This is a genomic window from Delftia sp. WSY_10, from assembly GCF_043104705.1.
GTDB lineage: Bacteria > Pseudomonadota > Gammaproteobacteria > Burkholderiales > Burkholderiaceae_C > Comamonas > Comamonas tsuruhatensis.
Window position 1 is genome coordinate 52,021 of sequence record NZ_JBICKY010000019.1, and the last position, 23,617, is coordinate 75,637.

26 protein-coding genes are annotated in these 23,617 nt (G+C 66.4%); 9 read left to right on the top strand and 17 right to left on the bottom strand.

Annotated elements, in window-relative coordinates; all coding sequences use genetic code 11:
* The first annotated feature begins 84 nt into the window (after positions 1-84).
* Together ACF8ML_RS09060 and ACF8ML_RS09065 are read left to right on the top strand one after the other, a co-directional pair.
* On the top strand, positions 85-1,182 hold the full coding sequence (locus ACF8ML_RS09060) for an aminoglycoside phosphotransferase family protein (protein ID WP_074921144.1): 1,098 nt from the start codon (positions 85-87) through the stop codon (positions 1,180-1,182).
* Positions 1,183-1,195: 13 nt separating this feature from the next.
* Positions 1,196-1,948 (top strand): 16S rRNA (uracil(1498)-N(3))-methyltransferase, encoded by a 753-nt coding sequence (locus ACF8ML_RS09065; protein ID WP_160850977.1) that lies wholly within the window; start codon positions 1,196-1,198, stop codon positions 1,946-1,948.
* On the opposite strand, the gene ACF8ML_RS09070 is transcribed toward ACF8ML_RS09065, so the two are convergent.
* Both ACF8ML_RS09070 and ACF8ML_RS09075 read right to left on the bottom strand, forming a co-directional pair.
* Positions 1,935-2,819, bottom strand: a complete 885-nt coding sequence (locus tag ACF8ML_RS09070; protein WP_047219259.1) for an alpha/beta hydrolase — start codon at positions 2,817-2,819, stop codon at positions 1,935-1,937. The genes ACF8ML_RS09065 and ACF8ML_RS09070 overlap by 14 nt on opposite strands.
* Positions 2,819-4,333 carry a M20 family metallopeptidase gene (locus tag ACF8ML_RS09075; protein ID WP_016447239.1) on the bottom strand — a complete coding sequence of 505 codons (1,515 nt, stop codon included), beginning with the start codon at positions 4,331-4,333 and terminating at the stop codon, positions 2,819-2,821. Before ACF8ML_RS09075 ends, ACF8ML_RS09070 begins: the two co-directional genes overlap by 1 nt.
* Positions 4,334-4,456: 123 nt before the next feature.
* On the opposite strand from ACF8ML_RS09075, the gene ACF8ML_RS09080 reads away from it, so the two are divergent.
* Both ACF8ML_RS09080 and ACF8ML_RS09085 read left to right on the top strand, forming a co-directional pair.
* Complete coding sequence (locus ACF8ML_RS09080) at positions 4,457-4,846, top strand: MerR family transcriptional regulator (RefSeq protein WP_392407008.1); 390 nt, start codon at positions 4,457-4,459, stop codon at positions 4,844-4,846.
* A 38-nt stretch (positions 4,847-4,884) separates the two neighbouring features.
* Positions 4,885-5,526, top strand: a complete 642-nt coding sequence (locus tag ACF8ML_RS09085; protein WP_016447241.1) for an NAD(P)H-dependent oxidoreductase — start codon at positions 4,885-4,887, stop codon at positions 5,524-5,526.
* Here the strand turns inward: ACF8ML_RS09085 and ACF8ML_RS09090 are convergent.
* From ACF8ML_RS09090 to ACF8ML_RS09105, 4 genes are all read right to left on the bottom strand, one after another.
* Complete coding sequence (locus ACF8ML_RS09090) at positions 5,510-6,673, bottom strand: glycerophosphodiester phosphodiesterase (protein WP_392407009.1); 1,164 nt, start codon at positions 6,671-6,673, stop codon at positions 5,510-5,512. The two genes, ACF8ML_RS09085 and ACF8ML_RS09090, sit on opposite strands and share 17 nt — an antisense overlap.
* A gap of 70 nt (positions 6,674-6,743) precedes the next feature.
* A complete protein-coding gene (metW, locus tag ACF8ML_RS09095; RefSeq protein ID WP_012207840.1) occupies positions 6,744-7,328 on the bottom strand; it encodes a methionine biosynthesis protein MetW in 585 nt (194 codons plus the stop codon).
* Positions 7,325-8,473, bottom strand: a complete 1,149-nt coding sequence (locus ACF8ML_RS09100; RefSeq protein ID WP_026062280.1) for a homoserine O-acetyltransferase — start codon at positions 8,471-8,473, stop codon at positions 7,325-7,327. Before ACF8ML_RS09100 ends, metW begins: the two co-directional genes overlap by 4 nt.
* Before the next feature lie 106 nt (positions 8,474-8,579).
* Positions 8,580-9,158, bottom strand: coding sequence for a TMEM165/GDT1 family protein (locus tag ACF8ML_RS09105; protein ID WP_034348253.1), 579 nt, complete (start codon positions 9,156-9,158; stop codon positions 8,580-8,582).
* A gap of 493 nt (positions 9,159-9,651) precedes the next feature.
* Between ACF8ML_RS09105 and ACF8ML_RS09110 the strand changes: the two genes are divergently transcribed.
* Positions 9,652-10,017: an RNA-binding protein gene (locus tag ACF8ML_RS09110; protein WP_016447246.1), complete on the top strand. Its 366-nt coding sequence runs from the start codon at positions 9,652-9,654 to the stop codon at positions 10,015-10,017.
* Between the two features lie 255 nt (positions 10,018-10,272).
* Entirely contained in the window at positions 10,273-10,800 is a 528-nt protein-coding gene (locus ACF8ML_RS09115) for an RNA-binding protein (RefSeq protein ID WP_082001643.1), read from the top strand.
* Positions 10,801-10,903: 103 nt separating this feature from the next.
* Here the strand turns inward: ACF8ML_RS09115 and ACF8ML_RS09120 are convergent, their stop codons facing one another.
* From ACF8ML_RS09120 to ACF8ML_RS09135, 4 genes are read right to left on the bottom strand one after another with little or no spacing between them, the layout of a single operon-like run.
* Positions 10,904-11,704: an SDR family oxidoreductase gene (locus tag ACF8ML_RS09120; RefSeq protein ID WP_392407010.1), complete on the bottom strand. Its 801-nt coding sequence runs from the start codon at positions 11,702-11,704 to the stop codon at positions 10,904-10,906.
* Between the two features lie 41 nt (positions 11,705-11,745).
* Entirely contained in the window at positions 11,746-12,363 is a 618-nt protein-coding gene (gene lptC / locus ACF8ML_RS09125; protein WP_016447249.1) for an LPS export ABC transporter periplasmic protein LptC, read from the bottom strand.
* Entirely contained in the window at positions 12,360-12,920 is a 561-nt protein-coding gene (locus ACF8ML_RS09130) for an HAD family hydrolase (RefSeq protein WP_016454196.1), read from the bottom strand. The genes lptC and ACF8ML_RS09130 overlap by 4 nt, the downstream gene beginning before the upstream one ends.
* Positions 12,920-13,921, bottom strand: coding sequence for an SIS domain-containing protein (locus ACF8ML_RS09135; protein WP_016447251.1), 1,002 nt, complete (start codon positions 13,919-13,921; stop codon positions 12,920-12,922). The genes ACF8ML_RS09130 and ACF8ML_RS09135 overlap by 1 nt, the downstream gene beginning before the upstream one ends.
* Before the next feature lie 97 nt (positions 13,922-14,018).
* On the opposite strand from ACF8ML_RS09135, the gene ACF8ML_RS09140 reads away from it, so the two are divergent.
* The gene (locus ACF8ML_RS09140; RefSeq protein ID WP_017405006.1) at positions 14,019-14,576 is read left to right on the top strand and encodes an adenine phosphoribosyltransferase; all 558 of its coding nucleotides are present in this window, start codon (positions 14,019-14,021) and stop codon (positions 14,574-14,576) included.
* A gap of 17 nt (positions 14,577-14,593) precedes the next feature.
* Here the strand turns inward: ACF8ML_RS09140 and ACF8ML_RS09145 are convergent, their stop codons facing one another.
* The 7 genes from ACF8ML_RS09145 to rpmH form a co-directional block, all read right to left on the bottom strand.
* Positions 14,594-15,331 carry a hypothetical protein gene (locus tag ACF8ML_RS09145; protein WP_016447253.1) on the bottom strand — a complete coding sequence of 246 codons (738 nt, stop codon included), beginning with the start codon at positions 15,329-15,331 and terminating at the stop codon, positions 14,594-14,596.
* Positions 15,332-15,508: 177 nt separating this feature from the next.
* Positions 15,509-15,988, bottom strand: a complete 480-nt coding sequence (locus ACF8ML_RS09150; protein WP_016447254.1) for a Crp/Fnr family transcriptional regulator — start codon at positions 15,986-15,988, stop codon at positions 15,509-15,511.
* A 222-nt stretch (positions 15,989-16,210) separates the two neighbouring features.
* Entirely contained in the window at positions 16,211-17,632 is a 1,422-nt protein-coding gene (gene mnmE, locus ACF8ML_RS09155) for a tRNA uridine-5-carboxymethylaminomethyl(34) synthesis GTPase MnmE (protein WP_279493754.1), read from the bottom strand.
* A gap of 100 nt (positions 17,633-17,732) precedes the next feature.
* A complete protein-coding gene (gene yidC, locus ACF8ML_RS09160) occupies positions 17,733-19,442 on the bottom strand; it encodes a membrane protein insertase YidC (RefSeq protein ID WP_016447256.1) in 1,710 nt (569 codons plus the stop codon).
* Positions 19,439-19,729, bottom strand: coding sequence for a membrane protein insertion efficiency factor YidD (gene yidD / locus ACF8ML_RS09165; RefSeq protein ID WP_016447257.1), 291 nt, complete (start codon positions 19,727-19,729; stop codon positions 19,439-19,441). Before yidD ends, yidC begins: the two co-directional genes overlap by 4 nt.
* On the bottom strand, positions 19,726-20,235 hold the full coding sequence (locus ACF8ML_RS09170; protein WP_392407011.1) for a ribonuclease P protein component: 510 nt from the start codon (positions 20,233-20,235) through the stop codon (positions 19,726-19,728). The genes yidD and ACF8ML_RS09170 overlap by 4 nt, the downstream gene beginning before the upstream one ends.
* Before the next feature lie 58 nt (positions 20,236-20,293).
* On the bottom strand, positions 20,294-20,428 hold the full coding sequence (gene rpmH, locus ACF8ML_RS09175; protein ID WP_012207856.1) for a 50S ribosomal protein L34: 135 nt from the start codon (positions 20,426-20,428) through the stop codon (positions 20,294-20,296).
* 414 nt (positions 20,429-20,842) lie between these two features.
* On the opposite strand from rpmH, the gene dnaA reads away from it, so the two are divergent.
* Entirely contained in the window at positions 20,843-22,249 is a 1,407-nt protein-coding gene (dnaA, locus tag ACF8ML_RS09180) for a chromosomal replication initiator protein DnaA (RefSeq protein WP_016447259.1), read from the top strand.
* A gap of 121 nt (positions 22,250-22,370) precedes the next feature.
* The gene (gene dnaN, locus ACF8ML_RS09185) at positions 22,371-23,489 is read left to right on the top strand and encodes a DNA polymerase III subunit beta (RefSeq protein WP_016447260.1); all 1,119 of its coding nucleotides are present in this window, start codon (positions 22,371-22,373) and stop codon (positions 23,487-23,489) included.
* The last annotated feature ends 128 nt before the right edge of the window (positions 23,490-23,617 follow it).

Sequence of the window (23,617 nt, forward strand, 5' to 3'; positions counted from 1 at the left end):
ACAGCGGCGGGTGGACAAAGGCGCAAGCCTAGCATCACCGCCGGGCATTCGCCGGGGTGGCGGTTTGTAGAATCGCGATTATCCATGAGCCATCCAAACACCCCCACGGCCGGCGTTGTCTGGGCCGACCCCGCCCGCCATGCCGCCTTCGACGCCTGGCTGGCCCCGCTGTCCGCCCGCCACGCGCTGCGCCCCGAAACCCTGCGCCCTGCCTCGGCCGATGCCAGCTTTCGCCGCTATCTGCGCCTGGACACCGCCGCCGGCGCCAGCCTCATCGTCATGGATGCACCGCCGGACAAGGAAGACTGCGCGCCCTTCGCCAAGGTGCAGGCGCTGATGGCCTCGGCCGGCCTGGCCGTGCCGCAGATCCTGGACTGGGACGCCGTGCACGGCTTCATGCTGCTGTCCGACCTGGGCGGCCACACCGTCATCGAGGCGCTGGACCCGGAAAAGCCCCAGGACGCGGAAGCCTGGTACCGCTCGGCGCTGGAGGTGCTGCTGGCCTGGCAGACCGCCTCGCGCCCCGACGTGCTGCCCGCCTATGACGGCGCCCTGCTGCGCCGCGAACTGCAACTGTTCCCCGACTGGTACATCGCGCGCCACCGCGAGACCGTGCTCGACGACAGGCAGCAGGCCACGCTGGCCAAGGCCTTCGACCAGATCGTGGCCCACAACCTGGCGGCACCCAGCGTCTTCGTGCACCGCGACTTCATGACGCGCAATCTCATGCAGCCCGTGACCGCCAGCGGCCCGCTGGGCGTGCTGGACTTCCAGGATGCGGTCTACGGCCCGGTGACCTATGACATCGCCAGCCTGCTGCGCGATGCCTTCATCAGTTGGGAAGAGGACTTTGTCATCGACATTACCGTGCGTTACTGGGAAAAGGCACGCAAGTCGGGATTGGTGGGCGCGCGCAGCCAAAGCGGCTGGGGCGACGATTTCGGCGAGTTCTACCGTGGCGTGGAATGGATGGGGCTGCAGCGCCACCTCAAGGTGGCCGGCATCTTTGCACGGCTGACACTGCGAGACGGCAAGCCCCGCTACCTGGCGGATACGCCGCGCTTCATCCACTACATCCGCGCCACCTGCAGCCGCTACCGCGAGCTGACGCCGCTGCTGCGCCTGGTGGACCAGATCGAGAACATCCAGCCCCAGGTGGGCTGGGCCTACGGGCGCGTTTGAGGACAGGTACGCCATGCCACGCTTTCACTGCCCCATCGCGCTGCACAGCGGCGACGACATCGAACTGCCGCCCGGCGCGGCCCGCCATGTGCAGGTGCTGCGCCTGCAGCCCGGCGACGGCATCACCCTCTTTCAGGGCCGTGCCGGCGAGGGCTTCAGCGGCGGCGAGTTCGAGGCCACCGTGCTGCGCATGGGCCGCAGCGACGTGGCCGTGCGCATAGGCGCGCACCACGCCGTGGAACGCGAACCGCTGCGCCCCGTGCACCTGCTGGCAGGCATCACGGCCAACGAACGCATGGACTGGCTGGTGGAGAAGGCCGCCGAGCTGGGCGCCGCCAGCATCACGCCGCTGGTGGCCGAGCGCAGCGTGCTCAAGCTCAAGGGCGAGCGCGCCGAGAAAAAGCTGGCGCACTGGCAGGCCGTGGCCGTGTCGGCCTGCGAGCAGTGCACACGCAACCGCGTGCCGCCGCTGCATGCGCCCACCGACCTGCAAGACTGGCTGGAGGGCGGCGCGAAACAGCTGCCGCCCGGCACGCTGCGGCTGCTGCTGTCGCTGGGCGAGGGAACCCGGCCGCTGGGCGAGATCGTGGACGCCACGGCCGAGGATACGCCCGTGGTCTTTCTATCGGGCCCCGAAGGGGGCCTCTCTCCGGCCGAAGAGGCCCTGGCCCGCGCCCAGGGTTTCGTGCCCGTCACGCTGGGTCCACGCGTTCTGCGCGCGGAAACCGCGCCCTTGGCCGCGCTGGCGGCGCTCACGCTGGACTGAACCGGCCCAGCCACTGCCGCAGCCTTGCGAACACGGGCGCGGCGAAGGCATCGCTTTCGTTGAACAGCTCGTGGTAGGCGCCGTCAAAGCACTGCGCCTGCACCACGGCCGGCGGCGCACGGTCGGAAAAGGCCTGGCTGCCGGCCGGCGCCACCAGCCTGTCGTCCCCTGCCCACAGCAACAGGCTGGGCACACTCCAGCTGCCCGCACGGGCCAGCACCTGCGGGCCGCCCTGCGCCAGAAAGCGCGCCAGCCGTGCGCTGATGCGGTCGTGGCACAGCGGATCGGCGCGGTAGGCATCGCAGACCGCCACGTCATGCGAGAGATACGGAATCTGCAGGCCGTTGGACACGCGCAGATCGGGCAGCAGGCGCGGCAGCGTGCCAACGAGCAATTTCTGGATCGGCGACAGGCCCACATCGAGGGCTGGCGAGGACAGCACCAGCGCATCGACAGGCCGGATGGCCCGGGCCACGAACAGCGCCGCCACCAGGCCGCCCAGGCTGTGGCCCAACAGCACCAGCGGCTGGCCGGCCGGTTGCCGGGCGCGCGTGTCATCCACCACGGCCGCCAGGTCGTCCAGAAGCCGGTTGTCGCCCGTCAGGCCACCGCGCGGCCCTGCCGAGCGTCCGTGGCCATATTGGTCGTAGCCGCGTACGGCATAGCCCCAGGCATTGAGCCGCTGGGCCAGCGCCGCATAGCGGCCGATGTGCTCGCCCAGGCCGTGCACCAGCAGCACGGTGGCGCGCGCCGGGCCCTCGTCCACGGGCCAGTCGCGCAGTGACAGCTCGGCGCCGTCGCTGGACGCAAGGCGCGTGACCTGGCCTTGCGAGGCAGATGCAGGAACGGGTGCGGGGGCAGACGCTGCCATCACGCCACGCCGGCAGTGCCGGCACCGGCTTCGGAAGCTGCCTGCGTCCCGGCCATGGCGGCGATCACCTGGGCCACGGCGGCCGTGAGCTTCTTGGCATAGGGCACGTGCAGGAATTCATTGGGACCGTGGGCGTTGCTCTTGGGGCCGAGCACGCCGCAGACCATCATCTGGGCCTTGGGAAAGCCCTGGCTGAGCATGTTCATCAGCGGAATCGTGCCGCCCTGCCCGATGTAGCCGCAGGAAGCGCCGAAATGCGCCTGGCTGGCGGCGTTGAGCGCGTCCTCGAACCAGCCGTCCATGGCTGGCGCATTCCAGCCGCTGGCACCCGACAGCCCTTGCCAGGTCACACGGGCCTGGTAGGGCGCGTTGTCCTCCAGCAGCGCCTTCATCTCCTGCACGCAGGCGGCGGCATCGACCAGGGGCGGCAGGCGCAGGCTGAGCTTGAAGGCCGTGTAGGGCCGCAGCACGTTGCCGGCATCCTGCAGCGCGGGCAGGCCCTCTGCGCCTGTGACACTCAGCGTGGGCTCCCAGGTGCGCTTGACCAGCGCCTGCACCGGGTCGGTGGTGGTGGGCAGGGCAAACAGCGTGGAGCCGCCGCAGTCGTAGTGCGCCCAGGGAAAGCGCGCATAGGTCTCCTCGCCGAGGATGGCCGCCGTGGCGCGCATCTGGGCCATGCGGTCGGCCGGGACCTCGCAGTGGAAGCTGGCGGGCAGCAGGCGCCCGGTCTTGCTGTCCTCCAGACGGTCCAGCACCTGGCGCAGGATGCGGAAGGACGACGGCACGACGCCCGAGGCATCGCCCGAGTGCACGCCCTCGGTGAGGATCTCCACCTTCAGCGTGCCGCTGGCCATGCCGCGCAGGCTGGTGGTCAGCCACAGCTGGTCGTAGTTGCCGGCGCCGCTGTCCAGGCAGATCACCAGGCCCACATCGCCCAGGCGCGGACGCAGGGCATCGACATAGGGCAGCAGGTCGCGCGAGCCGCTTTCCTCGCAGGTCTCGATCAGGCCCAGGATGCGCGGGTGCGGCACGCCCTGGCGCTTGAGCTCCTGCACGGCCGCGATGCTGGCGTAGACCGCATAGCCGTCGTCGGCGCCGCCACGGCCATAGAGCTTGCCGTTCTCGTACTTGGGCGTCCACGGACCCAGGTCGCTGCGCCAGCCGTCGAACTCGGGCTGCTTGTCCAGATGGCCGTACATCAGCACCGTGGGGCTGGAGGCCGCCTTGTCCTGCGTGCCTTCCACCTCGAAGAACAGCACCGGCGTGCGGCCCGGCTGGCGCACGATCTCCAGCGTCAGGCCGGCCACCTTCTGCGCCTGCACCCAGTCGGCCGCATTGCGCAGCACGGTCTCCAGGTGGCCCTGTTGCTCCCAGTCGGGCGCGAACATGGGCGACTTGGCGGGAATGGCGATGTACTCGGTCAGCGCCGGGACGATGCGCTCGTCCCAGGAGCGGCTGATCCGGTCCAGCGCGGCTGCGGGCTGCAGCAGTTGTGAAGGAGTGCGTGCATTCATGGTGGGTCCTCGTGTCAGGGATGGGCGCACCGTTCGAGCGAAGCCAGCGCCGCGATCCGGTCATTGTGCGCCAACGCCATGCAGACCATGAGAGCCCGGCGCCAGCGACTACGATCACGCCCCATGTATATCGGAGAACTCGCCCGACGCGCCGGCTGCTCGCCCAAGGCCGTCAGGCTCTATGAATCACGGGGCCTGCTCGGTGCCGTGGCGCGGGCAGGCAGCTACCGCGTGTATGGACAGCAGGATCTGGTGCTGGTGCAGCGCATCCGCCAGGCGCTTGGGCTGGGCTTTCGACTCGACGAGCTGCATGGCCTGCAGCGCCTGGACCACGCCGACAGCTGGGACGCGCTGGCCCGGCTGCTGCGCGGCCGCCGCGAGCAGGTGCAGGCGCAGATGCAGCACCTTCAGGGACTGCAGACGCAGCTGGCCGCACTGGAGCGTGAGCTGCTCGAATGCCACCTGGAGCCGGCGGATTCCAGAGAACGCGCCTGCGAAACCGCCATGGCTTGATCCAGGGTCTTGACCCTGCCCCTTGGGGCAAGGCGAACATGGCCGCCATGTCTCCAAGCACCACGCACCCCCATCATCCCCAGCGCATCCTGATCATCCTCGGCCACCCGTCGGCCGGCAGCCTGTGCGCCGGCCTGGCCGATGCCTACGCCCAGGGCGCACGCGACAGCGGTGCCCAAGTGCGCACACTGCGCCTGGGCGAACTGGAATTCGACCCGCTGCTGCGCGCCGGCTATCGCCAGGATCAGCCCCTGGAGCCTGACCTGCAGCAGGCCCAGGCCGACATCCTGTGGGCCAGCCACCTGGCCTGGGTCTATCCGACCTGGTGGGGCGGCCTGCCGGCCTTGCTCAAGGGCTTCATCGACCGCATCTTTCTGCCGGGCTTCGCCTTCAAGTACCGCAAGGGCTCGATGCTGTGGGACCGGCTGCTGGCCGGCCGCACCGCCGATCTGCTGGTGAGCATGGATTCCCCGCCCTGGTATTACCGCTGGCTGGCGCACATGCCGGGCCATCACCAGATGCGCCGTGCCATCCTGGAGTTCAGCGGCATCCGGCCCGTGCGCATACACAGTTTCGGACCCGTGCTCGGCGCCGATGCCGCACGCCGCCAGCAGTGGCTGGAGCAGGCGCAGGCAGCGGGCCGGCGCACGGCAGCACGTCCGGTCAAGGCCGCGACTTGAGCAATGCGTCAATGGCGGCTCGCCCCACCGACGGGTCGTCGGTGAAGATGCCATCGATGCCCGTGCGCAGGAAATCGTCCATGTCGGCGCGCGCATTGCCACGCCGGGCGCCGTCCTGTGCGGGCGGAGATTTCAGGCTCAGGGGAAGGAAGGCGTTCTCGGGCCGCAGCGTCCAGGGATGGACCAGCAGCCCCGCGCGATGGGCATCGGCCACCAGCGCAGTGGGCGCGGCATTCGCACCCTGCACCACGGGGATCACCATGCTTTTGCTCGGCCCTATGCCGTTGGCGTAGCGCGCAATCTCGGCCAGGCCTGCGGGCGTGACCATGTCGGCATAGCCGGGGCCCGTGCCGCGTGCCACGCTGTCATAGGGCTTGCCCTTGGGCGCCAGCAACTGCACCAGGCGCAGGCTGCTGCGCGCACGGATCCAGCGCAGGTTCTCGACCTCGAAGGACTGCACGAACACCGGCGCCTGCGCATGGTTCCAGCCGTTGTCCGCGAGCAGCTTGAGCAGCGCGGGCTCCAGCGGCAGGCCGATGGACTGGAAGTAGCTCGGGTGCTTGGTCTCGGGATAGATGCCGATGGTACGGCTCGTGCGTGCGCTCTCGGCTCGGGCCAGGTCGATGACCTCCTGCAGCGTGGGCACCTCGAAACGGTCATTGAACTGCACATTCGCCGGGCGGATCGCCGGAATGCGTTCGCGCGCACGCAGCGTCTTCAACTCGGCCAGCGTGAAATCCTCCACGAACCAGCCCGTGATCGCCTGCCCGTCGATGGTTTTGGTGGTCTTGCGCGCCGCGAACTCGGGGCGGTCGGCCACATTGGTCGTGGCCTCCTTGAGGCTGCCGTCGGCCGCCAGGATGGCGATGGCGTTCTCATGCCGCGCCACCAGCACGCCATCGCGCGTGATGACCAGGTCGGGCTCGATGAAGTCGGCGCCCGCGCGTATGGCCTCGCGGTATGCCTCCAGCGTGTGCTCTGGCCGCAGCGCCGATGCGCCGCGATGGGCGATCAGCGCGGGCCGGGGCGGCCAGTCGGCAGCGGCATCGCTTCGGGCGGGCGCCTGCGGTGCGGCGCAGCCGGCCACCAGCAGGCCGGCGGCCGCGCCGGCCAGGGCCAGCGCGCGGCGGCGTGGGAGGTTGTCCATGTCTGTCTCCGGGGTCTCGGGGCATTCGATTGTGCGCGCCGGGGATGACACGGGCATGGCCCGCCTGCGCTCAGGCGTGCTCGAAATGGAAGACCGCCGTGCCCGCCATGAGATTGGGCAGGGTACGCACGCTGCGGCCATCCTGCAGGCCGAAGGAGTCCAGTATGCGCAGCCGGTTCCGGGTGGCCAGCACCTCGAAGTCCTTGTAGGTGCCCACGCGGATGTTGGGCGTGTCATACCACTGGTAGGGCAGGCGCCGCGTCACCGGCATGCGCCCGCGCAGCACGGACAGGCGGTTGGGCCAGTGCGCGAAGTTGGGGAAGGCGACGATGCCCGCGCGCCCTATGCGCGCCGTCTCCTGCAGCATGGTCTCGGCATTGCGCAGATGCTGCAGCGTATCGATCTGCAGCACCACGTCGAAGCTGTTGTCCTGGAAGATGGCCAGGCCGTCCTCCAGGTTCAGCTGCAGCACGTTCACGCCCCGGCGCACGCAGGCCAGCACGTTGGCGTCATCCAGCTCCACGCCGTAGCCGGTGCAGCCACGCTCGCGCTGAAGGTGCGACAGCAGGGCGCCATCGCCGCAGCCCAGGTCGAGCACACGCGAGCCCTTGGGGATCAGGCGCGCAATCGCCTGCATGGTGTTCAGCTCGGTCATGCGGCCTCCTTGGCGGCTGTCGTGGTTTCCTGGGCGATGCCGTCGAAGTAGGAGCGCATCACGTTCATGTAGCGGGGGTCGTCGAGCAGGAAGGCGTCATGGCCGTGGGGCGCGTCGATCTCGGCATAGCTGACGTCGCGGTTGTTCTCCAGCAGCGACTTCACGATCTCGCGGCTGCGTGCGGGCGCGAAGCGCCAGTCGGTGGTGAAGCTGACCAGCAAAAAGCCGGCCTTGGCCACCGACAGCGCCTGGGTCAGGTCGCCGCCATGCGTGCGCGCCGGGTCGAAATAGTCGAGCGCGCGCGTGATCAGCAGGTAGGTGTTGGCGTCGAAGTAGCTGCTGAACTTCTCGCCCTGGTAGCGCAGGTAGCTCTCGATCTGGAACTCCACGTCCTGCGTGCTGTACTTCAGGTCCAGGCCCTCCCTCAGCTGGCGGCCGAACTTCTGGTTCATCACGTCGTCGCTCAGGTAGGTGATGTGGCCGATCATGCGGGCGATGCGCAGGCCGCGCGCCGGCACCACGCCATGCTCGTAGAAATGCCCGCCATGGAAATCCGGATCGGTGACGATGGCGCGCCGCGCCACCTCGTTGAAGGCGATGTTCTCCGCATTGAGGTTGGGCGCGCTGGCCACGACCACGGCATGGCGCATGCGGTCCGGATGGCGCAGCGACCAGGACAGCGCCTGCATGCCGCCCAGGCTGCCGCCCAGCACCGCGGCCAGCTGCGCTATGCCCAGCCGGTCCAGCAGCCGGGCCTGGGCGTCCACCCAATCCTCCACGGTGACCACGGGAAAGTCGGCGCCATAGATCCTGCCGGTGTCCGGATGCGCGTGCATGGGGCCCGTGGAGCCAAAGCACGAGCCCAGGTTGTTCACGCCGATCACGAAGAACCGGTTCGTGTCCACGGGCTTGCCGGGGCCGATCATGTTGTCCCACCAGCCCTCGCTCTTGGGCTGGCCCTCGTACACGCCGGCCACATGGTGGGAGGCGTTGAGCGCATGGCAGACCAGCACGGCATTGCTGCGGTCGGCGTTGAGCTGCCCGTAGGTCTCGTAGGCGAGGTCGTAGTCACGGATCGAGCCGCCGCCCTGCAGCGGCAGCGGCTCGTCGAAGTGCATGGATTGTGGTGTGGCGATGAAGGACATGAAAAAACCCGGCATCGCTAAAAACGAGGCCGGGTTCTCTGGTGTCGTCTTTAGCTGGATTTATAAAGCGCCCGCAAGCAGAAGCAAATCGGCGCATGAAGAATCATTATGCCAAAACGCCTGCCCCCGGAAGGAACAGGGCCAGCACGCCCAGCACCAGGAAGATCACGGCCGAGATCACATGCACCAGCCGGATGGGCACGCGCTTGACCAGCTTGTCGCCCAGCCACACCACGGGAGCGTTGGCCAGCATCATGCCCAGCGTGGTGCCGGCCACCACCCACAGGTAGGCGTTGTACTTGGCCGCCAGCATCACGGTGGCAATCTGCGTCTTGTCGCCCATCTCGGCCAGGAAGAAGGCCACCAGCGTCGTGCCGAAGACGCCCCAGCGCGAATGCCCGGAGACCTCGTCCTCGTCGAGCTTGTCGGGGATCAGCATCCAGACCGCCATGGCGATGAAGGACAGGCCAAGAATCCAGCGCATGGCGTTCTCGCCAAGATAGCTGGTGATCCAGGCGCCCACGGCACCGGCCAGCGCATGGTTGACCAGCGTGGCCACGAAAATGCCCGCCACGATGGGCCAGGGTTTGCGAAAACGCGCGGCGAGCACCAGCGACAGCAGCTGGGTCTTGTCCCCCATCTCGGCAAGCGCGACGACGGAGGTTGAAATCAGGAAGGCTTCCATGGTGTGGGGATTTATCCGGCCGGATAGAGCACGCATTGACCACGCTCCGACTCCGGCCTTTGGATCGGTGCGCGGTCAATGGTCTCGATCGGTCACACGCAGCATTGCACTGCGCGCCGCATACGCCATAGGCCAGCGAAGGCCCAAGTTTGTTGACGCATGCATCCGGCTGCTGAGCCGAACGATCTACTCCCCAAAGACTGAGCCGGCGATCATAGCAGCCCTCAGATCTGCATGCCGGCCCCCACTGCCGCCAAGGCACTTGCTTATGCGCTGCCGCAATTTCAGGGTAACTCCCAGGGGCATTCTGTGGCGGGCACGACGAATTTTTGCGAAACAGTAATAACGTGCGAAAACTTCTGCCACATAATGGGCGAGCTTTCGTTCGGGCTTCGGCTCAATGAGTGCTAGTGCGTTTGCGTCTCTAACGTTGTCATCCCGTGTTGACTCCCTAGGGCTCCATCGCGTTTTCCAGTTTTTTCAGGAGTCCTCCATGGGCAACAAGCTTTACGTCGGCAACCTGCCGTACACCTTCCGTGACAGCGATCTGGAGCAAGCCTTCAGCGAATTCGGCGCCGTTAACAGCGCCAAGGTAATGATGGAGCGCGACACCGGCCGTTCCAAGGGTTTCGGCTTCGTCGAAATGGGCAGCGATGCCGAAGCACAAGCTGCTATCCAAGGCCTGCACGGCCAAAACCGCGGCGGCCGTGACCTGGTGGTCAACGAAGCCCGCCCGATGGAGCCCCGCGCTCCCCGTAGCGGCGGCTTCGGCGGCGGCTTCGGTGGTGGCGGCGGTGGCGGCTTCGGCGGTGGCAACCGCGACGGCGGCTACGGCGGTGGCCGTCGCAACAGCTACTAAGCTCTCGCTTAGAGCATGCGTTAGCAAAAAAAGGGGCCCTCTGGGCCCCTTTTTTGTTGCCAAACGTTATCAGCTTGTGTTTTCGAGCATTTATCTTTTTGATTTTTGTGCTTCATAATTTAGTTTCGGGCAGACCCGTTCGAACGCTATGTGTTTAGGAAGGTTGGCCAGGCTCTTGTATACAAGGAACCTGATGTCTGTGCGTCCTGAAGCCGAGCGCAAACCAGTGAGCATTGAGGAGTTGAGGAGTTTTTGATGGGCAATAAGCTTTACGTCGGCAACCTTCCCTATGGTGTGCGTGACAACGACTTGGAGCAGGCATTCAGCCAGTTCGGCGCTGTCACCAGCGCCCGGGTCATGATGGAGCGCGACACAGGCCGTTCCAAGGGATTCGGGTTTGTCGAGATGGGCAGTGATGCCGAGGCTCAGGCTGCCGTTCAGGGCATGAATGGCCAGCCATTGGGCGGACGCAGCCTTGTGGTGAACGAAGCACGTCCCATGGAGCCTCGCCCCCCGCGTTCGGGCGGCTTTGGCGGCGGTGGCGGCGGCTATGGCCGTGGTGATGGTGGCGGCGGCGGTTACGGTGGCGGTGGCCGCGGTGATGGCGGTGGCTACGGACGCGGTGACGGTGGCGACCGTGGCGGCTATGGCCGTGGTGACGGCGGCGGTGGCGGCGGCTACGGCGGTCGTGGCGACGGCGGATTCCGCAGCCCTTATGGCTCCGGCCCCCGCAATGGCGGCCGTGGCGGCGGCTGGGGAAACAACAATAACAACGGGGAATGAGATCCACGGTTCTCAGTGTTACCCCGAATCAAAAAGGCTCCTTCATGGAGCCTTTTTTACGCACAAGATGCGTGCATGAACATATTCCGAACGGCAATGGGCATCAGGGATTTTCCAAATGCCGATGTTTGCGCTTCCGTCCTACAAGCAGCCTGTCGAATATCGCGTTGGGGAGAATTTTCATCAACCGCCCCACCCAGGCCATTTGCCATGGAATGATGACCAGACTGCGGCGAGCTTCAATGGCACGCCAGGCCCTTGCGGAAAACTCCTGCGGCTCCAATAGGAATGGCATGCCATAGCGGTTACCACGCGTGAGGGGTGTATCCACATAGCCAGGAAGCAATGTCGTGACTTTTACGCCACTACTGCGCAATTCACCGCGAAGGCTTTCGCAATAGGCAATGACTGCAGCCTTGCTGGCGCAATAAGCGCCGTGTCCTGGCAAGCCGCGCAGCCCGGCCACACTGGAAATTCCGACCAGTTGCCCGCTTCCACGCTGCACCATGGGTGCGATGAAGGGGTGGAAGCTGGCCACAACCCCCATCGTGTTGACAGCCAGCACCTGCTGCATGGAGTCGATGTCCTCGCGCATCGAGGTGTCCACGCCCCAGCTGACGCCAGCATTGGCGATCACGACATCGGGCAGGCCCTGCTGCTGCTCGCAGCGCCGGGCGGCGGCGATGATGCTGTCAGGCACGCCCACATCAGCCTCGTAGAGGGCGAAACGCGAGGAGTCCAGGCCCTGTTGCGCAGCCCACTGCGCCATCACGTCGCCGCGCCGAGCCACCAGCGCCAGCGACCAGCCTTGCTGGTAGGCGTGCCAGGCCAGGGCCTGGCCTATGCCGCTGGATGCGCCGGTGATGAAGGCCAGGGGTGCCGGGCTGCGCGAGGATGTCGTCATGGCTTGTTCTCCATCGGCATGCCTGCGCTTGCGCTGGCGCCTTACTTGGTCCTGGAAGGCTGCAGGGTGCCGCGCACGCGGCCCTGCAGTTTCATGACCAGATCCAGGTTGCTGTACTGCATGCTGTCGGCCGTGAAGCGGTCCTTGCCACGGGTCAGCACCACGGGCTGGTTGGAACTCACGCGCTCCTCGTTGGGCCAGGCGTGCAGGAATTCGCCCTGGAATTGCAACTGCGGCTGCGGCTGTTTACCTGCTGTCACAAATGGCTCGCGCGTGACGATGGCATTGCCGAACATCTGCACCTCGGAACCATCGGCATTGCTCAGCGCCCGGTTCGCACTGCCGCGCGTGATGCGGCCTTCGGGCGAGACCGCGAACATGCGGACGTTGTCGATTTCAAGCGTGTCGGTATCGGGATAGTGGCGGCCCATGCTGCCCTCGATCTGGCTCTTCAGACGCCCCGTGGCATCGAAGCTCTTGATCGAGAAATCCTTCATGAAATAGTCGGGCTCGTGCGCCACGGCCTTTTCGGTGCCGCTGGCCAGGGGCTGCGGCGCATTGCGCACCAGCCACCAGGTGCCCAGCGCCAGCAGGCCCATCAGCAGCACGGGCAGGTACAGGGAAAGCCGGTCACCGACGCGGCGCCAGGCCTGGGTCATGATGCGTATTCCGCCAGCAGCCCGGCATAGGCGCCACGCGCGGCCAGCAGCAGGTCGCACAGCTGGCGCACCGCTCCTTCACCGCCGCTGCGCGGCGTGACCCAATCGGCCACGGCCAGCACTTCGTCATGGGCGTTGGCCGGTGCGCAGGCGAAGGCGGAGCGCCGCATCACGGGCAGGTCCGGCCAGTCGTCGCCCATGGCTGCCGCCTGGTGCCATTGCAGGCCCAGCTCCTTCAGGATGGCCTCGGCGGCAGGCACCTTGTCTTCCGTGCCAAAGCGCGCATGCGTGACGCCCAGATTGCTCAGCCGCAGGCGAAGCGCGGGCGAATCGCGGCCCGTCACCACGGCGGGCGTGATGCCAGCCTTTTGCAGCAGTTTCAGACCATGGCCGTCCAGCGTGTTGAAGCGCTTGAGCACTTCGCCTTCGCCAGAGAACAGCAGGCCGCCATCGGTCAGCACGCCATCGACATCGAAGAATGCCACCCGCACATCCTGCGCCAGCAGCAGCAGTGGTGCGTCCCAGTTCTGCACGGGCGTCAAGGGAGCGCGTGCCATCAGATTACCTTGGCGCGCATCAGGTCGCGGATATGGACCACGCCGCGCAGCTGGTGCTGCGCATCGGCCACCAGCACGGCGGTGATGCCGTGCTCCTCCATCATGCTGGCGGCGTCGACGGCCAGCGCGTCTTCGGCGATGGTGCGGGGGCCCTTGTGCATGACATCGCCGGCCTGCAGCGCGCGCAGGTCGGTGCCGGCCTCGACACGGCGGCGCAGGTCTCCGTCGGTGAAGATGCCTTGCAGCACGCCTGCCGCATCGACGATGGCCGAGCAGCCCAGGCCCTTGGCGCTCATCTCGCGCATCAACTCGACAAAGCTGGCATCGGCCCCGACCTTGGGCAGCTCTTTGCCACTGCGCATGACATCGCGCACATGGGTCAGCAGCTTGCGGCCCAGCGCGCCGCCCGGATGAGAGCGCGCAAAGTCCTCGGCGCCAAAGCCGCGTGCATCGAGCAGTGCCACGGCAAGGGCGTCGCCCATGGCCATCTGCGCGGTGGTGCTGGCCGTGGGTGCCAGGTTCAAAGGGCAGGCCTCGCGCTCCACACGGGTGTCCAGCACCCAGTCGGCATGGCGGGCCAGCGTGGACTGCGCGCCGCCGGTCATGGCCACCAGGGGTATGCCCTGGCGCTTGATGGCAGGCAGCAGCACGGTGAGTTCATCGGCCTCGCCGCTGTTGGACAGCGCCAGTACCAGATCGATGCCGGTCACCATGCCCAGGTCGCCATGGCTGGCCTCGCCCGGATGCACGAAGAAGGCGGGAGTGCCCGTGGATGCCAGGGTGGCCGCCACCTTGCGCCCGACGTGGCCACTCTTGCCCATGCCCATCACGACGACGCGGCCGGACAGGCTCAGGATGCGCTGCACCACTTCACCGAACACGCCATCCAGGCGCTGCGACATGGCAAGAAGGGCATCGGCCTCGATGCCCAGGGTGTCGCGGGCCAGGCGCAGGACCCTGGACGTATCCAGCGCATTCAAGGTGGCAGCATCAGAATTCATCTGGAAGATTTTAGGCGGTCTGGCTACCCGGCGGCGGCGGCCCCCATCGGGCGTCTGGGTACACTGGCCCGTTCTTTCCAGCCCCCGATCCAGCGCCATGCACACCACCCTCAGCGTCAACGACTACCTGCGATCGCACATACGCACCGTGCCCGACTGGCCGGCGCCCGGCGTGCAGTTCCGCGACATCACGCCGCTGCTGCAGGACCCCCAGGTCTTTCGCGTGATGACCGACGCCTTCGTGCACCGCTACATGCAGCGCGGCATGCGCCCCGACGTGGTGGCAGGGCTCGATGCACGCGGCTTCATCCTGGGTGCCGTGGTGGCCCACGAGCTGGGCGTTGGCTTTGTGCCCATCCGCAAGAAGGGCAAGCTGCCGTTCACCACGGTGGAGGAAACCTATGAGCTCGAATACGGCAGCGCCACGGTGGAGCTGCACACAGATGCCGTCAAGACCGGTGATCGCGTACTGCTGATCGACGACCTGATCGCCACCGGCGGCACCATGATGGCCGGCAAGAGATTGCTGGAAAAGCTGGGCGCCACGGTGATCGAGGGCGCGGCCATCGTGGATCTGCCCGAACTGGGCGGCTCCACCCTGCTGCGTGATGGCGGCCTGCCGCTGTTCACGCTGGTGGATTTCGCCGGCCACTGAATCAGGCCGGCGCCCGGTCAGCGCAGTTCGCCGTACTGGGTGACACCCAGGTCCAGATGGTCCAGCGTGCTGTGGTGAAAGTCCGCGCCGCGTTCGCCTGCGCCTGGCCCGAGCAAGGGGCCCGAGCGGCGCACGCCGGCGGGCGCCGCAGCTGCAGAGCCCGCACCACGGGCTGCAGCGGGCATGGCCGCCACGGCCATCTTGAAGGCGGCCATTTCCTGATCGTCTATGGGCTCGAACGGCGCCGTGTCCTGCCTGCGGCGCTGGGGCGCCACGGCCTCCATCGCAGCCACGGCGGGGACGGCCACGGGCTGGACGGGACGCGGTGTGCGCACGGCCACGGAATGCACCTGGGCCTGGGCGGCAGCGTTCTGGTCGCTGACCCGCCAGTACACGGCTGTCACGACCGCGCCCATGCGGGCCTTGGCCGCCTGGGCCAGCATGGCCTCGATCTCGCTGAGCCGAGCGGTTTCGCTGGCATAGGCCCGTGCCAGGTCCATCATCACCACGAAGCGCTGGCCCACGCTGTCCAGCGAGAGCACCTTGAACTTGTAGCTGGCCGACAACACCCCGGCACGCACCATGACATCGCGCACCACGCCGTAGAGCTGCTCACGGCGCTCGGACCGCTCGCTGCGGCGCCCGGCCGCGACGGCATCACGGCGTGCCGCGGGGTTGGCCTGGCCATCGTTTCCAGGCGAACCACGACCCTGTTCGGGCAAAGGCTTGCGGGAAAACCAGTTGAACACAGACATGGGGGCTCTCATTGTCACGAATAGTCACAAACTCGCGGCATTGTGCCTGCAACTTGGCGACATTTTGAGCACAGGTGTTGCAAAAACCGCTGTATCAATTTGTCGCAGAGCAAAGCCCGGTCTGTAATCCCACCCGGCCCCCCGAGAGCCTTCGCCCAAGTGCCGTTCAGGTGCTGCTCAGGTGCTCGCCACCCGGCGGCGGCTGTCCACCGCGCGTCGCGCCAGGACCTGGCCGGCGGCCATGACCAGGGCCAGAGCCACCCCGGGCTGGCGGTTGCTGAGTTCGGCGAAGCGCATGGCCGTCAGGCACCACAGGCGCCCCGGCGCGGCAGCCTGCACCGTGGCGTGGCGCGCGCGGTGCGCAAAGAAGGCGCCCTCGCCCAGGATGGAGCCCGGACCGACGATGGCCAGGCGGATGCGCTCCTTGGCATCCTGGTAGTGCACGCTGAGGCTGCCGGACTCCACGAAGTACAGATTGCGGTCCAGCGAACCTTCGGCAAACAGCAGCTCGCCCGCGGCCAGAGTGACGGGCACCAGGTAAGGTGCCAGCAGATCCCACTGCTCCGAGGTCAGCGCGTTCTGCACACCGTCGACAGCCACGGCCGACGACATGGCCTGGGCCAAGGGCCGCAAATCATTGTGGGAGGAAGAAGACATGGCGGATCCGGTTCGAAGTGGGCCGCGTACCCGCTCCGGGACGGCACCCGGCGACAGGCAGCGGCAAGGGCCGCTGCGGCACGCCGCATGCTAAGCGACGGCAGCGGGCACGCCAATGCCGGCGCGTGGGTTTTCGACAGCAAATTTTGTAGCAAAAGATAAATATTGCCGCCATCCCATCAGCCGTGCTGTGCATGCCGCGCTCAGCCCGGATCCCCTCCGTCACTTGCCAATGCAAAAGCTCGAGAAGATCACACCCAGCAGGTCATCCGAGCTGAATTCCCCGGTGATGGAGTTCAGCGAGACCTGGGCCAGGCGCAGTTCCTCGGCCAGCAGGTCCAGATGGGCGGCCTGGGCCGCCAGCTGCAGCTCGGCCTCTTCCAGGCGCGCGGCCACGGCCTGCAGCGCCTCCACATGGCGTGCGCGCGCCAGGTACAGGCCTTCGGGGGCGGACTGCCATCCGGCCACATCCAGCAGGCGCCGGCGCAGCGCATCCAGGCCGTCGCCGGTGCGTGCCGACAGCGCCACGCTGCCTTCGCGCCCGCCATGCGCCTGCAGCTGGGCCGGCTCGGCGCGATCGGTCTTGTTCCAGACATCGATCACGGGCACCTGGCCCGGCAGCTTCTGGGCCAGGGTTTCGGCGATGGCCGCGTCTGCGGCCAGATAGTCGTTGTCGCCCATGCGCGTGAGGTCGTGCAGGAAGAGCACGGCATCGGCCGCAGCGATCTCCTCCCAGGCGCGGGCGATGCCGATGCGCTCGACTTCGTCACTGCTCTCGCGCAGGCCGGCTGTGTCTATCACGTGCAGCGGCACGCCCTCGATCTGGATGGTCTGCTGCACCTTGTCGCGCGTGGTGCCGGCGATGGGCGTGACGATGGCCAGCTCGGCACCGGCCAGCGCATTGAGCAGCGAGCTCTTGCCCGCATTGGGCTGCCCTGCGATCACGACCTTGATGCCTTCGCGCAGCAGCGCACCCTGGTGGGCGCGCGACAGCACCTGGTCCAGCTTGCCGCGCAGCCGCGCGAGCTGGCCGCTGGCATCGGCCTTTTGCAGGAAGTCGATCTCTTCCTCGGGAAAGTCCAGCGTGGCCTCGACCAGCATGCGCAGGTGCACCAGCGCATCGCGCAGGCCATGGATCTCCTCGGAGAAGGCTCCCGACAGCGAGCGGCTCGCGCTGCGCGCGGCGGCCTCGGTGCTGGCGTCGATCAGGTCGGCAATGGCTTCGGCCTGGGCCAGATCGATCTTGTCGTTGAGAAAGGCACGTTCGGTGAATTCCCCAGGCTGGGCCAGGCGCAGGCCAGGCAGTACGCTGCGATGGCCTTCGAGAGGCTCTTGCGCCGCCTCCAGGCAGCGTGCCAGCAGCAGCTGCAGCACGACCGGGCCGCCGTGGGCCTGCAGCTCCAGCACGTCCTCGCCGGTGTAGCTGTGCGGCGCCGGGAAGAACAGGGCCAGGCCGTGGTCTATGGGTCCGCCTGCGGCATCGCGCAACGGCAGGTAGGTGGCCTCGCGCGGCTTGAGGTCGCGCCCGCACAGCACCCGCACCAGCGGCGCCACCCCCTTGCCGGAGACGCGCACGATGCCCACGGCGCCGCGCCCCGGAGCGGTGGCGATGGCGGCAATGGGGTCGTTGTGGCGGGGCAGCATGGATGGAGCTTTCTTGGGAAGGGATTTCAGGCCGCCGATGATAGGCCGCCCATGAAAAAAGCCCGCCGAAGCGGGCTTTGGAGCCAGGGCCTTCGCAGGCTTACTTGGCAGGCTTGGTCTTGCCGAAGTTGGGCAGATTGAACTGCGGCGGCACGCCCATGCGGGTGTTGATGATCCACTGCTGGGCAATGGACAGGATGTTGTTCGTCAGCCAGTACAGCACCAGGCCGGCCGGGAAGAAGAAGAACATCACGCTGAAGACCAGGGGCATGATCCACATCATCTTGGCCTGCATCGGGTCCGGCGGAGCGGGGTTCAGCGCGGTCTGCAGCAGCGACGACAGGGTCATCAGCACGGGCAGGATGAACAGCGGGTCCTTGGCCGACAGGTCGGTGATCCAGCCGATCCAGGGGGCGTTGCGGATTTCCACGCTGGACAGCAGCACCCAGTACAGCGCGATGAACACCGGGATCTGGATGATGATGGGCAGGCAGCCGCCCATGGGGTTGACCTTTTCCTCGCGGTAGATGCGCATCATCTCCTGCTGCATCTGCTGGGGCTTGTCCTTGAGGCGCTCGCGCATTTCCATGATGCGCGGGTTGATGGCCTTCATCTTGGCCATCGAGGAGTAGGCCTTGGCATTGAGCCAGTAGAAGGCGATCTTCAGCAGCAGCACCAGGGCCACGATGGACCAGCCCCAGTTGCCCAGGAAACCGTGCAGCTTGTCCAGCAGCCAGTACAGCGGCTTGGCCAGGATGGTCAGCCAGCCATAGTCCTTGACCAGTTCCAGGCCGGGGGCCAGAGCCTCCAGGCGCTTTTCGATCTGGGGTCCGGCAAACAGGCGCGCTTCCACGCTCTTGCTCTGGCCGGGCTCGATGGTGCCCACGGGCGTGATCATGCCGACGGCGTAGAGGTTGCTGTCCACCTTGCGCAGGAAGTTCTCGCGCTGCACGCCTTCGGCCAGCAGCCAGGCGCTGGCGAAGTAATGCTGGACCATGGCCACGTAGCCGCCCGAGGACGACTTCTCGACGCTGGCCTTGCCGTTTTCGATGTCCTTGAACTCGACCTTCTGGTACTTCTTCTCGTCGGTGTAGACGGCCGGGCCCGTGAAGGTGGAGTACATGGTGGACTCTTCGCCTTCGGGCTTGTTGCCGTCGCGCACCAGCTGCAGGTACAGCTGCGGGTTCACGGCAGTCGTGCCGGTGTTCACCACTTCATGGCGCACGCCGATGTCGTAGGCACCGCGCTTGAGCGTCCAGATCTTGACCAGCTTCACGCCGCCCATGTCGGGCGACTCGAAGCGAAGCTCCATCTGGTCCTCGCCGTCCTTGAGCTCGCGTGCACCGGGCAGCGCGGTCATGGTCGTCTTGTGCGTGGGGAAACCGCCGCCGATCAGGCCCGACTGGCCCAGGTACACACGGTGCACGCTCTCGTCGAACAGCACGACCGGCTTGTCCTTGTGGGCGGAATCGGCGTACTTGAGCAGCTCGGCATGGCGCAGCGTGCCGCCCTGGCTGTCGAAGGTCAGGCGCAGCACGTCGGTGCTGATGGTCACGTTCTGGCGCGGAGCAGCCTCGGGCGCGGCAGCGCCGCCAGGCACTTCGCCGGCACCGGCCGTTGCCGCAGTCGCTGCCGAGGGCACGCTGGCGTCGCCGGGCGCCTTGCCCGTTTCAGGTGCCGGGGCCGTGGCCACGGCCGGCGCGGGGAAGAAAGTGGCCTTCTTGCCGTTGTGCACTTGCCATTTGTCCCATAGCAAGACCAGCGAAAAGCCAAATATCACCCACAGGATGGTGCGGCGAATATCGTTCATGAAGACTTCTTAGGTGAGGAAGGTTGGGTGTTTTCGGGCGCAGCCGTCAGGCTGGTGAACAGCCTGGGCTTGTGCTCTGGCACAGGGTCATGCCCCCCGTCACACCACGGATGACAGCGCGCCAGTCGGCGCAGTGTCAGGTAGGAGCCTACCGCAGCGCCGTGTTGCTCCAGCGCTTCAAGGGAATAGGCAGAGCAGGTCGGCGTGAAGCGGCAGGCCGAGCCCAGCCAGGGACTGAGCATCAGCCGATAGCCACGCACCAGCGCCATCAGCAGCCGCTGCATCATGGCGTGGCTCCGGCAGGCTCGCCAGCGGCAGCGGCCGGCTCCTGCGCTGGCTGAGGCAACCCGGGTGCCGGCTGCGACAGGCGTTTCGCGGCATGGACGAACAGCTGCTGCAGCTCGGCACGAACCGCCTGCTTGAGCACATCGGACGTGGCGCTCACGAACTGGCGCCGGTCAAAGCCCGAGCGCAATCGCACCACATGCGCGCCATGGAGCATCAAGGCCTCGTGCTCGCCGCCCACGGCATAGATCTGCCGCTTGATGGTGTGGCGTGTCACCGATCGGCGCGCCCAGCGCTTGGGCACCATGGCACCCAGCCAGGCATCCCGGCGCACCGCGCCAACGCCGAACAGGGCCTGCGGATCTTGCGATCCGGGCCCTGTCGGTGGCGGCATGGCAGCGACCTGCTCCGTCAGAACGAGACGGTGCAGGGCGAAGTGCGCGGTACGCGAAATCGTACCGGCAGCCATGGCGGCCTGAAACTGCGGACGTGTTTTCAGCCGTTGCATTCCAGCACCCCTTTCAGGGGTTCAGTGCAGCGAGCAAACCGCCCAGCAATGGCTGGCCTTAGACGGCCAGACGCTTGCGGCCCTTGGCGCGGCGAGCGTTGATCACGGCGCGGCCGCCCTTGGTCTTCATGCGGACCAGAAAGCCGTGGGTGCGGGCGCGACGGGTCTTGGAGGGTTGGTAAGTACGTTTCATGTTGGTTCCTAGAGAAGGTTCAGTTTTGCACCGGTCCCGTATCCGGCACGCTACACGCAGTGCAGCCAGCAGCCGCCACAAAGGCAAACCGCCAGGCCACCTGCCAAAAATCTGCACGATGCACTTGCCATGTGCGGCCAGGAGCGCGAACCGGGAAGGTTTCGCCCAAGGCAACCAGCAGCAGCATGCAGACCCGATGCAGACGGGCGGGACATATCACCCTGAACACATTCAGGGAAACCCGCGATTATCACAGCGTTGCCCACTTGATGCAATGCCCTTCGAACCCGAAGGATGCCTGCCCATTTTGCGACAGGGCAGAGGACAAGCTCCTGATATTTTGTGGATAACTTCCGCAAAAGCTACAATGGCAGCCTCGCAACAGTTCCTCCTATCCACAACTAGACTTCGACAATGACAGAGGAACCTACGAACGATGCAGGCCAGGGCCTGTGGCAAGTCTGCGTTGAGCAACTGGGGCAGGAAATGCCTGAGCAGCAGTTCAACACCTGGATCAAGCCCCTGACCGCGCACGTCGCCGAAGACTTCTCCAAAGTCACCGTCTACGTGGCCAACCGCTTCAAGCTCGACTGGATCCGCGCCCAATATGCAGGCCGCATCTCGGCCATGCTGGAGTCGCTCTATGGCCAGCCGGTGACACTTGAGTTAGCGCTCGCTCAACGGGAAAGCGTTGTGCGTACTTATGTTCGCCCATCTTCCAGCGAGCGCTCGGCCCCACCGGAAACCATTGTCACCTCGGTGCCCACGGTCACTGGCGAAGACGCGGCAGCGCCGGTCTTCCGTACGCGCCTGAACGCCGCGCTGACCTTTGAAACCCTGGTGGAAGGCACGGCCAACCGCATGGCACGCTCGGCCGCCATGCATGTGGCGGGCTCGCCCGGCCACCTGTACAACCCGCTGTTCATCTACGGCGGCGTGGGCCTGGGCAAGACCCACCTGGTGCATGCCGTGGGCAACAAGCTGCTGGCCGACAAGCCCGACGCGAAAGTTCTCTACATCCACGCCGAGCAGTTCGTCTCGGATGTGGTCAAGGCCTATCAGCGCCGCACTTTTGACGAATTCAAGGAGCGCTACCACTCGCTGGATCTGCTGCTGATCGACGATGTGCAGTTCTTCGCCAACAAGGACCGCACGCAGGAGGAGTTCTTCAACGCCTTCGAGGCCCTGCTGGCCAAGAAGAGCCACATCGTGATGACCTCGGACACCTATCCCAAGGGCCTGGCCAACATCCACGAGCGGCTGGTCTCGCGCTTCGACTCCGGGCTGACGGTGGCCATCGAGCCGCCCGAACTGGAGATGCGCGTGGCCATCCTGATCAACAAGGCCCGCGCCGAGAACGCCGAGATGCCCGAGGAAGTCGCCTTCTTCGTGGCCAAGAACGTGCGCTCCAACGTGCGCGAGCTCGAAGGCGCGCTGCGCAAGATCCTGGCCTATTCGCGCTTCAACCAGAAGGAAGTCTCCATCCAGCTGGCCCGCGAGGCCCTGCGTGATCTGCTGTCCATCCAGAACCGCCAGATCAGCGTGGAAAACATCCAGAAGACGGTGGCCGACTACTACAAGATCAAGGTGGCCGACATGTACAGCAAGAAGCGCCCGGCCAGCATTGCCCGGCCGCGCCAGATTGCCATGTACCTGGCCAAGGAATTGACCCAGAAGAGCCTGCCCGAGATCGGCGAGCTGTTCGGCGGACGCGACCACACCACCGTGCTGCACGCGGTGCGCAAGATCGCCGGCGAACGCCAGCAACTGACCGAGCTGAACCAGCAGCTGCACGTGCTGGAGCAAACTCTCAAAGGTTGATGAAAACTCCCCCGTTCAGGCCCTGCGTACGCGGCAAAATGGGGGATTCGAGCGGCAAGAGGGGGCTCATGTGTGAGCCGCCGCTCCCACCGAGACCCGCATCCTTAAATCAGAGGTTGACATGATCGTCCTGAAAGCCACACAAGACAAAGTTCTCGCGGTCCTGCAATCGGTGTCCGGCATCGTCGAACGCCGCCACACGCTGCCCATCCTGGCCAACGTGCTGATCAAGAAGACCGGCAACGCATTGCAGCTGACCACCAGCGACCTGGAAATCCAGATCCGCACCACCGCCGAACTCGGCGGCGACACCGGCGACTTCACCACCACCGTGGGTGCGCGCAAGCTGATCGACATCCTCAAGACCATGCCCGGCGACCAGACCGTGAGCCTGGAGACCCAGCAGGCCAAGATGGTGCTCAAGGGCGGCAAGAGCCGCTTCACGCTGCAGACCCTGCCGGCCGAGGATTTCCCGCTGGTGCAGGAGGCTGCGGCCTTCGGCCCGTCGTTCAGCGTGCCGCAGAAGGTGCTCAAGGACCTGCTGGGCCAGGTCTCCTTCGCCATGGCCGTGCAGGACATCCGCTACTACCTCAACGGCATCCTGTTCGTGGCCGAGGGCAAGCAGCTGTCCCTGGTGGCCACCGACGGCCACCGCCTGGCCTTTGCAAGCAGCCAGCTGGACGTGGAAGTGCCCAAGCAGGAAGTGATCCTGCCGCGCAAGACCGTGCTGGAGCTGCAGCGCCTGCTGTCGGATGCCGGCGGCGAGAACCAGCCCCACATCGAGATGCAGTTCGCCAACAACCAGGCCAAGTTCACCTTCGGCGGCATGGAGTTCGTGACCAAGCTGGTCGAGGGCAAGTTCCCCGACTACAACCGCGTCATCCCGCGCAACCACACCAACAGCGTGACCCTGGGCCGCGCCCCGCTGCTGGCCAGCCTGCAGCGCACGGCCATCATGACCAGCGACAAGTTCAAGGGCGTGCGCCTGACGGTGGAGCCCGGCACCTTGCGCGTGGCCTCCAACAACGCCGAGCAGGAAGAGGCCATGGACGAGCTGGACATCGACTACGGTGGCGACACCATCGAGATCGGCTTCAACGTTACCTACCTGATCGACGCCCTGTCCAACATGGGCCAGGACATGATCAGGATCGACCTGCAGGACGGCAACAGCTCGGCGCTGCTGACCATCCCCGAGAACGACAGCTTCAAGTACGTCGTGATGCCGATGCGCATCTGAGCGCGCGCCACACCTACCCGATGCCTGACACATTGCGCAGCCCCTGCACCCGCCGCCCGGTGGCACAAGCCGGTGCAAGGCGCGCAACCACCCTATCCGACTCGTAGCCCGCAGCGCGCGTCCCTACG

Excerpts from the sequence above, each read along its gene's own strand:
- ACF8ML_RS09060 (WP_074921144.1), top strand. The coding sequence starts at position 85 with ATGAGCCATCCAAACACCCCCACGGCCGGCGTTGTCTGGGCCGACCCC.
- ACF8ML_RS09065 (WP_160850977.1), top strand. The coding sequence starts at position 1,196 with ATGCCACGCTTTCACTGCCCCATCGCGCTGCACAGCGGCGACGACATC.
- ACF8ML_RS09070 (WP_047219259.1), bottom strand. The coding sequence starts at position 2,819 with ATGGCAGCGTCTGCCCCCGCACCCGTTCCTGCATCTGCCTCGCAAGGC.
- ACF8ML_RS09075 (WP_016447239.1), bottom strand. The coding sequence starts at position 4,333 with ATGAATGCACGCACTCCTTCACAACTGCTGCAGCCCGCAGCCGCGCTG.
- ACF8ML_RS09080 (WP_392407008.1), top strand. The coding sequence starts at position 4,457 with ATGTATATCGGAGAACTCGCCCGACGCGCCGGCTGCTCGCCCAAGGCC.
- ACF8ML_RS09085 (WP_016447241.1), top strand. The coding sequence starts at position 4,885 with ATGGCCGCCATGTCTCCAAGCACCACGCACCCCCATCATCCCCAGCGC.
- ACF8ML_RS09090 (WP_392407009.1), bottom strand. The coding sequence starts at position 6,673 with ATGGACAACCTCCCACGCCGCCGCGCGCTGGCCCTGGCCGGCGCGGCC.
- metW (WP_012207840.1), bottom strand. The coding sequence starts at position 7,328 with ATGACCGAGCTGAACACCATGCAGGCGATTGCGCGCCTGATCCCCAAG.
- ACF8ML_RS09100 (WP_026062280.1), bottom strand. The coding sequence starts at position 8,473 with ATGTCCTTCATCGCCACACCACAATCCATGCACTTCGACGAGCCGCTG.
- ACF8ML_RS09105 (WP_034348253.1), bottom strand. The coding sequence starts at position 9,158 with ATGGAAGCCTTCCTGATTTCAACCTCCGTCGTCGCGCTTGCCGAGATG.
- ACF8ML_RS09110 (WP_016447246.1), top strand. The coding sequence starts at position 9,652 with ATGGGCAACAAGCTTTACGTCGGCAACCTGCCGTACACCTTCCGTGAC.
- ACF8ML_RS09115 (WP_082001643.1), top strand. The coding sequence starts at position 10,273 with ATGGGCAATAAGCTTTACGTCGGCAACCTTCCCTATGGTGTGCGTGAC.
- ACF8ML_RS09120 (WP_392407010.1), bottom strand. The coding sequence starts at position 11,704 with ATGACGACATCCTCGCGCAGCCCGGCACCCCTGGCCTTCATCACCGGC.
- lptC (WP_016447249.1), bottom strand. The coding sequence starts at position 12,363 with ATGACCCAGGCCTGGCGCCGCGTCGGTGACCGGCTTTCCCTGTACCTG.
- ACF8ML_RS09130 (WP_016454196.1), bottom strand. The coding sequence starts at position 12,920 with ATGGCACGCGCTCCCTTGACGCCCGTGCAGAACTGGGACGCACCACTG.
- ACF8ML_RS09135 (WP_016447251.1), bottom strand. The coding sequence starts at position 13,921 with ATGAATTCTGATGCTGCCACCTTGAATGCGCTGGATACGTCCAGGGTC.
- ACF8ML_RS09140 (WP_017405006.1), top strand. The coding sequence starts at position 14,019 with ATGCACACCACCCTCAGCGTCAACGACTACCTGCGATCGCACATACGC.
- ACF8ML_RS09145 (WP_016447253.1), bottom strand. The coding sequence starts at position 15,331 with ATGTCTGTGTTCAACTGGTTTTCCCGCAAGCCTTTGCCCGAACAGGGT.
- ACF8ML_RS09150 (WP_016447254.1), bottom strand. The coding sequence starts at position 15,988 with ATGTCTTCTTCCTCCCACAATGATTTGCGGCCCTTGGCCCAGGCCATG.
- mnmE (WP_279493754.1), bottom strand. The coding sequence starts at position 17,632 with ATGCTGCCCCGCCACAACGACCCCATTGCCGCCATCGCCACCGCTCCG.
- yidC (WP_016447256.1), bottom strand. The coding sequence starts at position 19,442 with ATGAACGATATTCGCCGCACCATCCTGTGGGTGATATTTGGCTTTTCG.
- yidD (WP_016447257.1), bottom strand. The coding sequence starts at position 19,729 with ATGATGCAGCGGCTGCTGATGGCGCTGGTGCGTGGCTATCGGCTGATG.
- ACF8ML_RS09170 (WP_392407011.1), bottom strand. The coding sequence starts at position 20,235 with ATGCAACGGCTGAAAACACGTCCGCAGTTTCAGGCCGCCATGGCTGCC.
- rpmH (WP_012207856.1), bottom strand. The coding sequence starts at position 20,428 with ATGAAACGTACTTACCAACCCTCCAAGACCCGTCGCGCCCGCACCCAC.
- dnaA (WP_016447259.1), top strand. The coding sequence starts at position 20,843 with ATGACAGAGGAACCTACGAACGATGCAGGCCAGGGCCTGTGGCAAGTC.
- dnaN (WP_016447260.1), top strand. The coding sequence starts at position 22,371 with ATGATCGTCCTGAAAGCCACACAAGACAAAGTTCTCGCGGTCCTGCAA.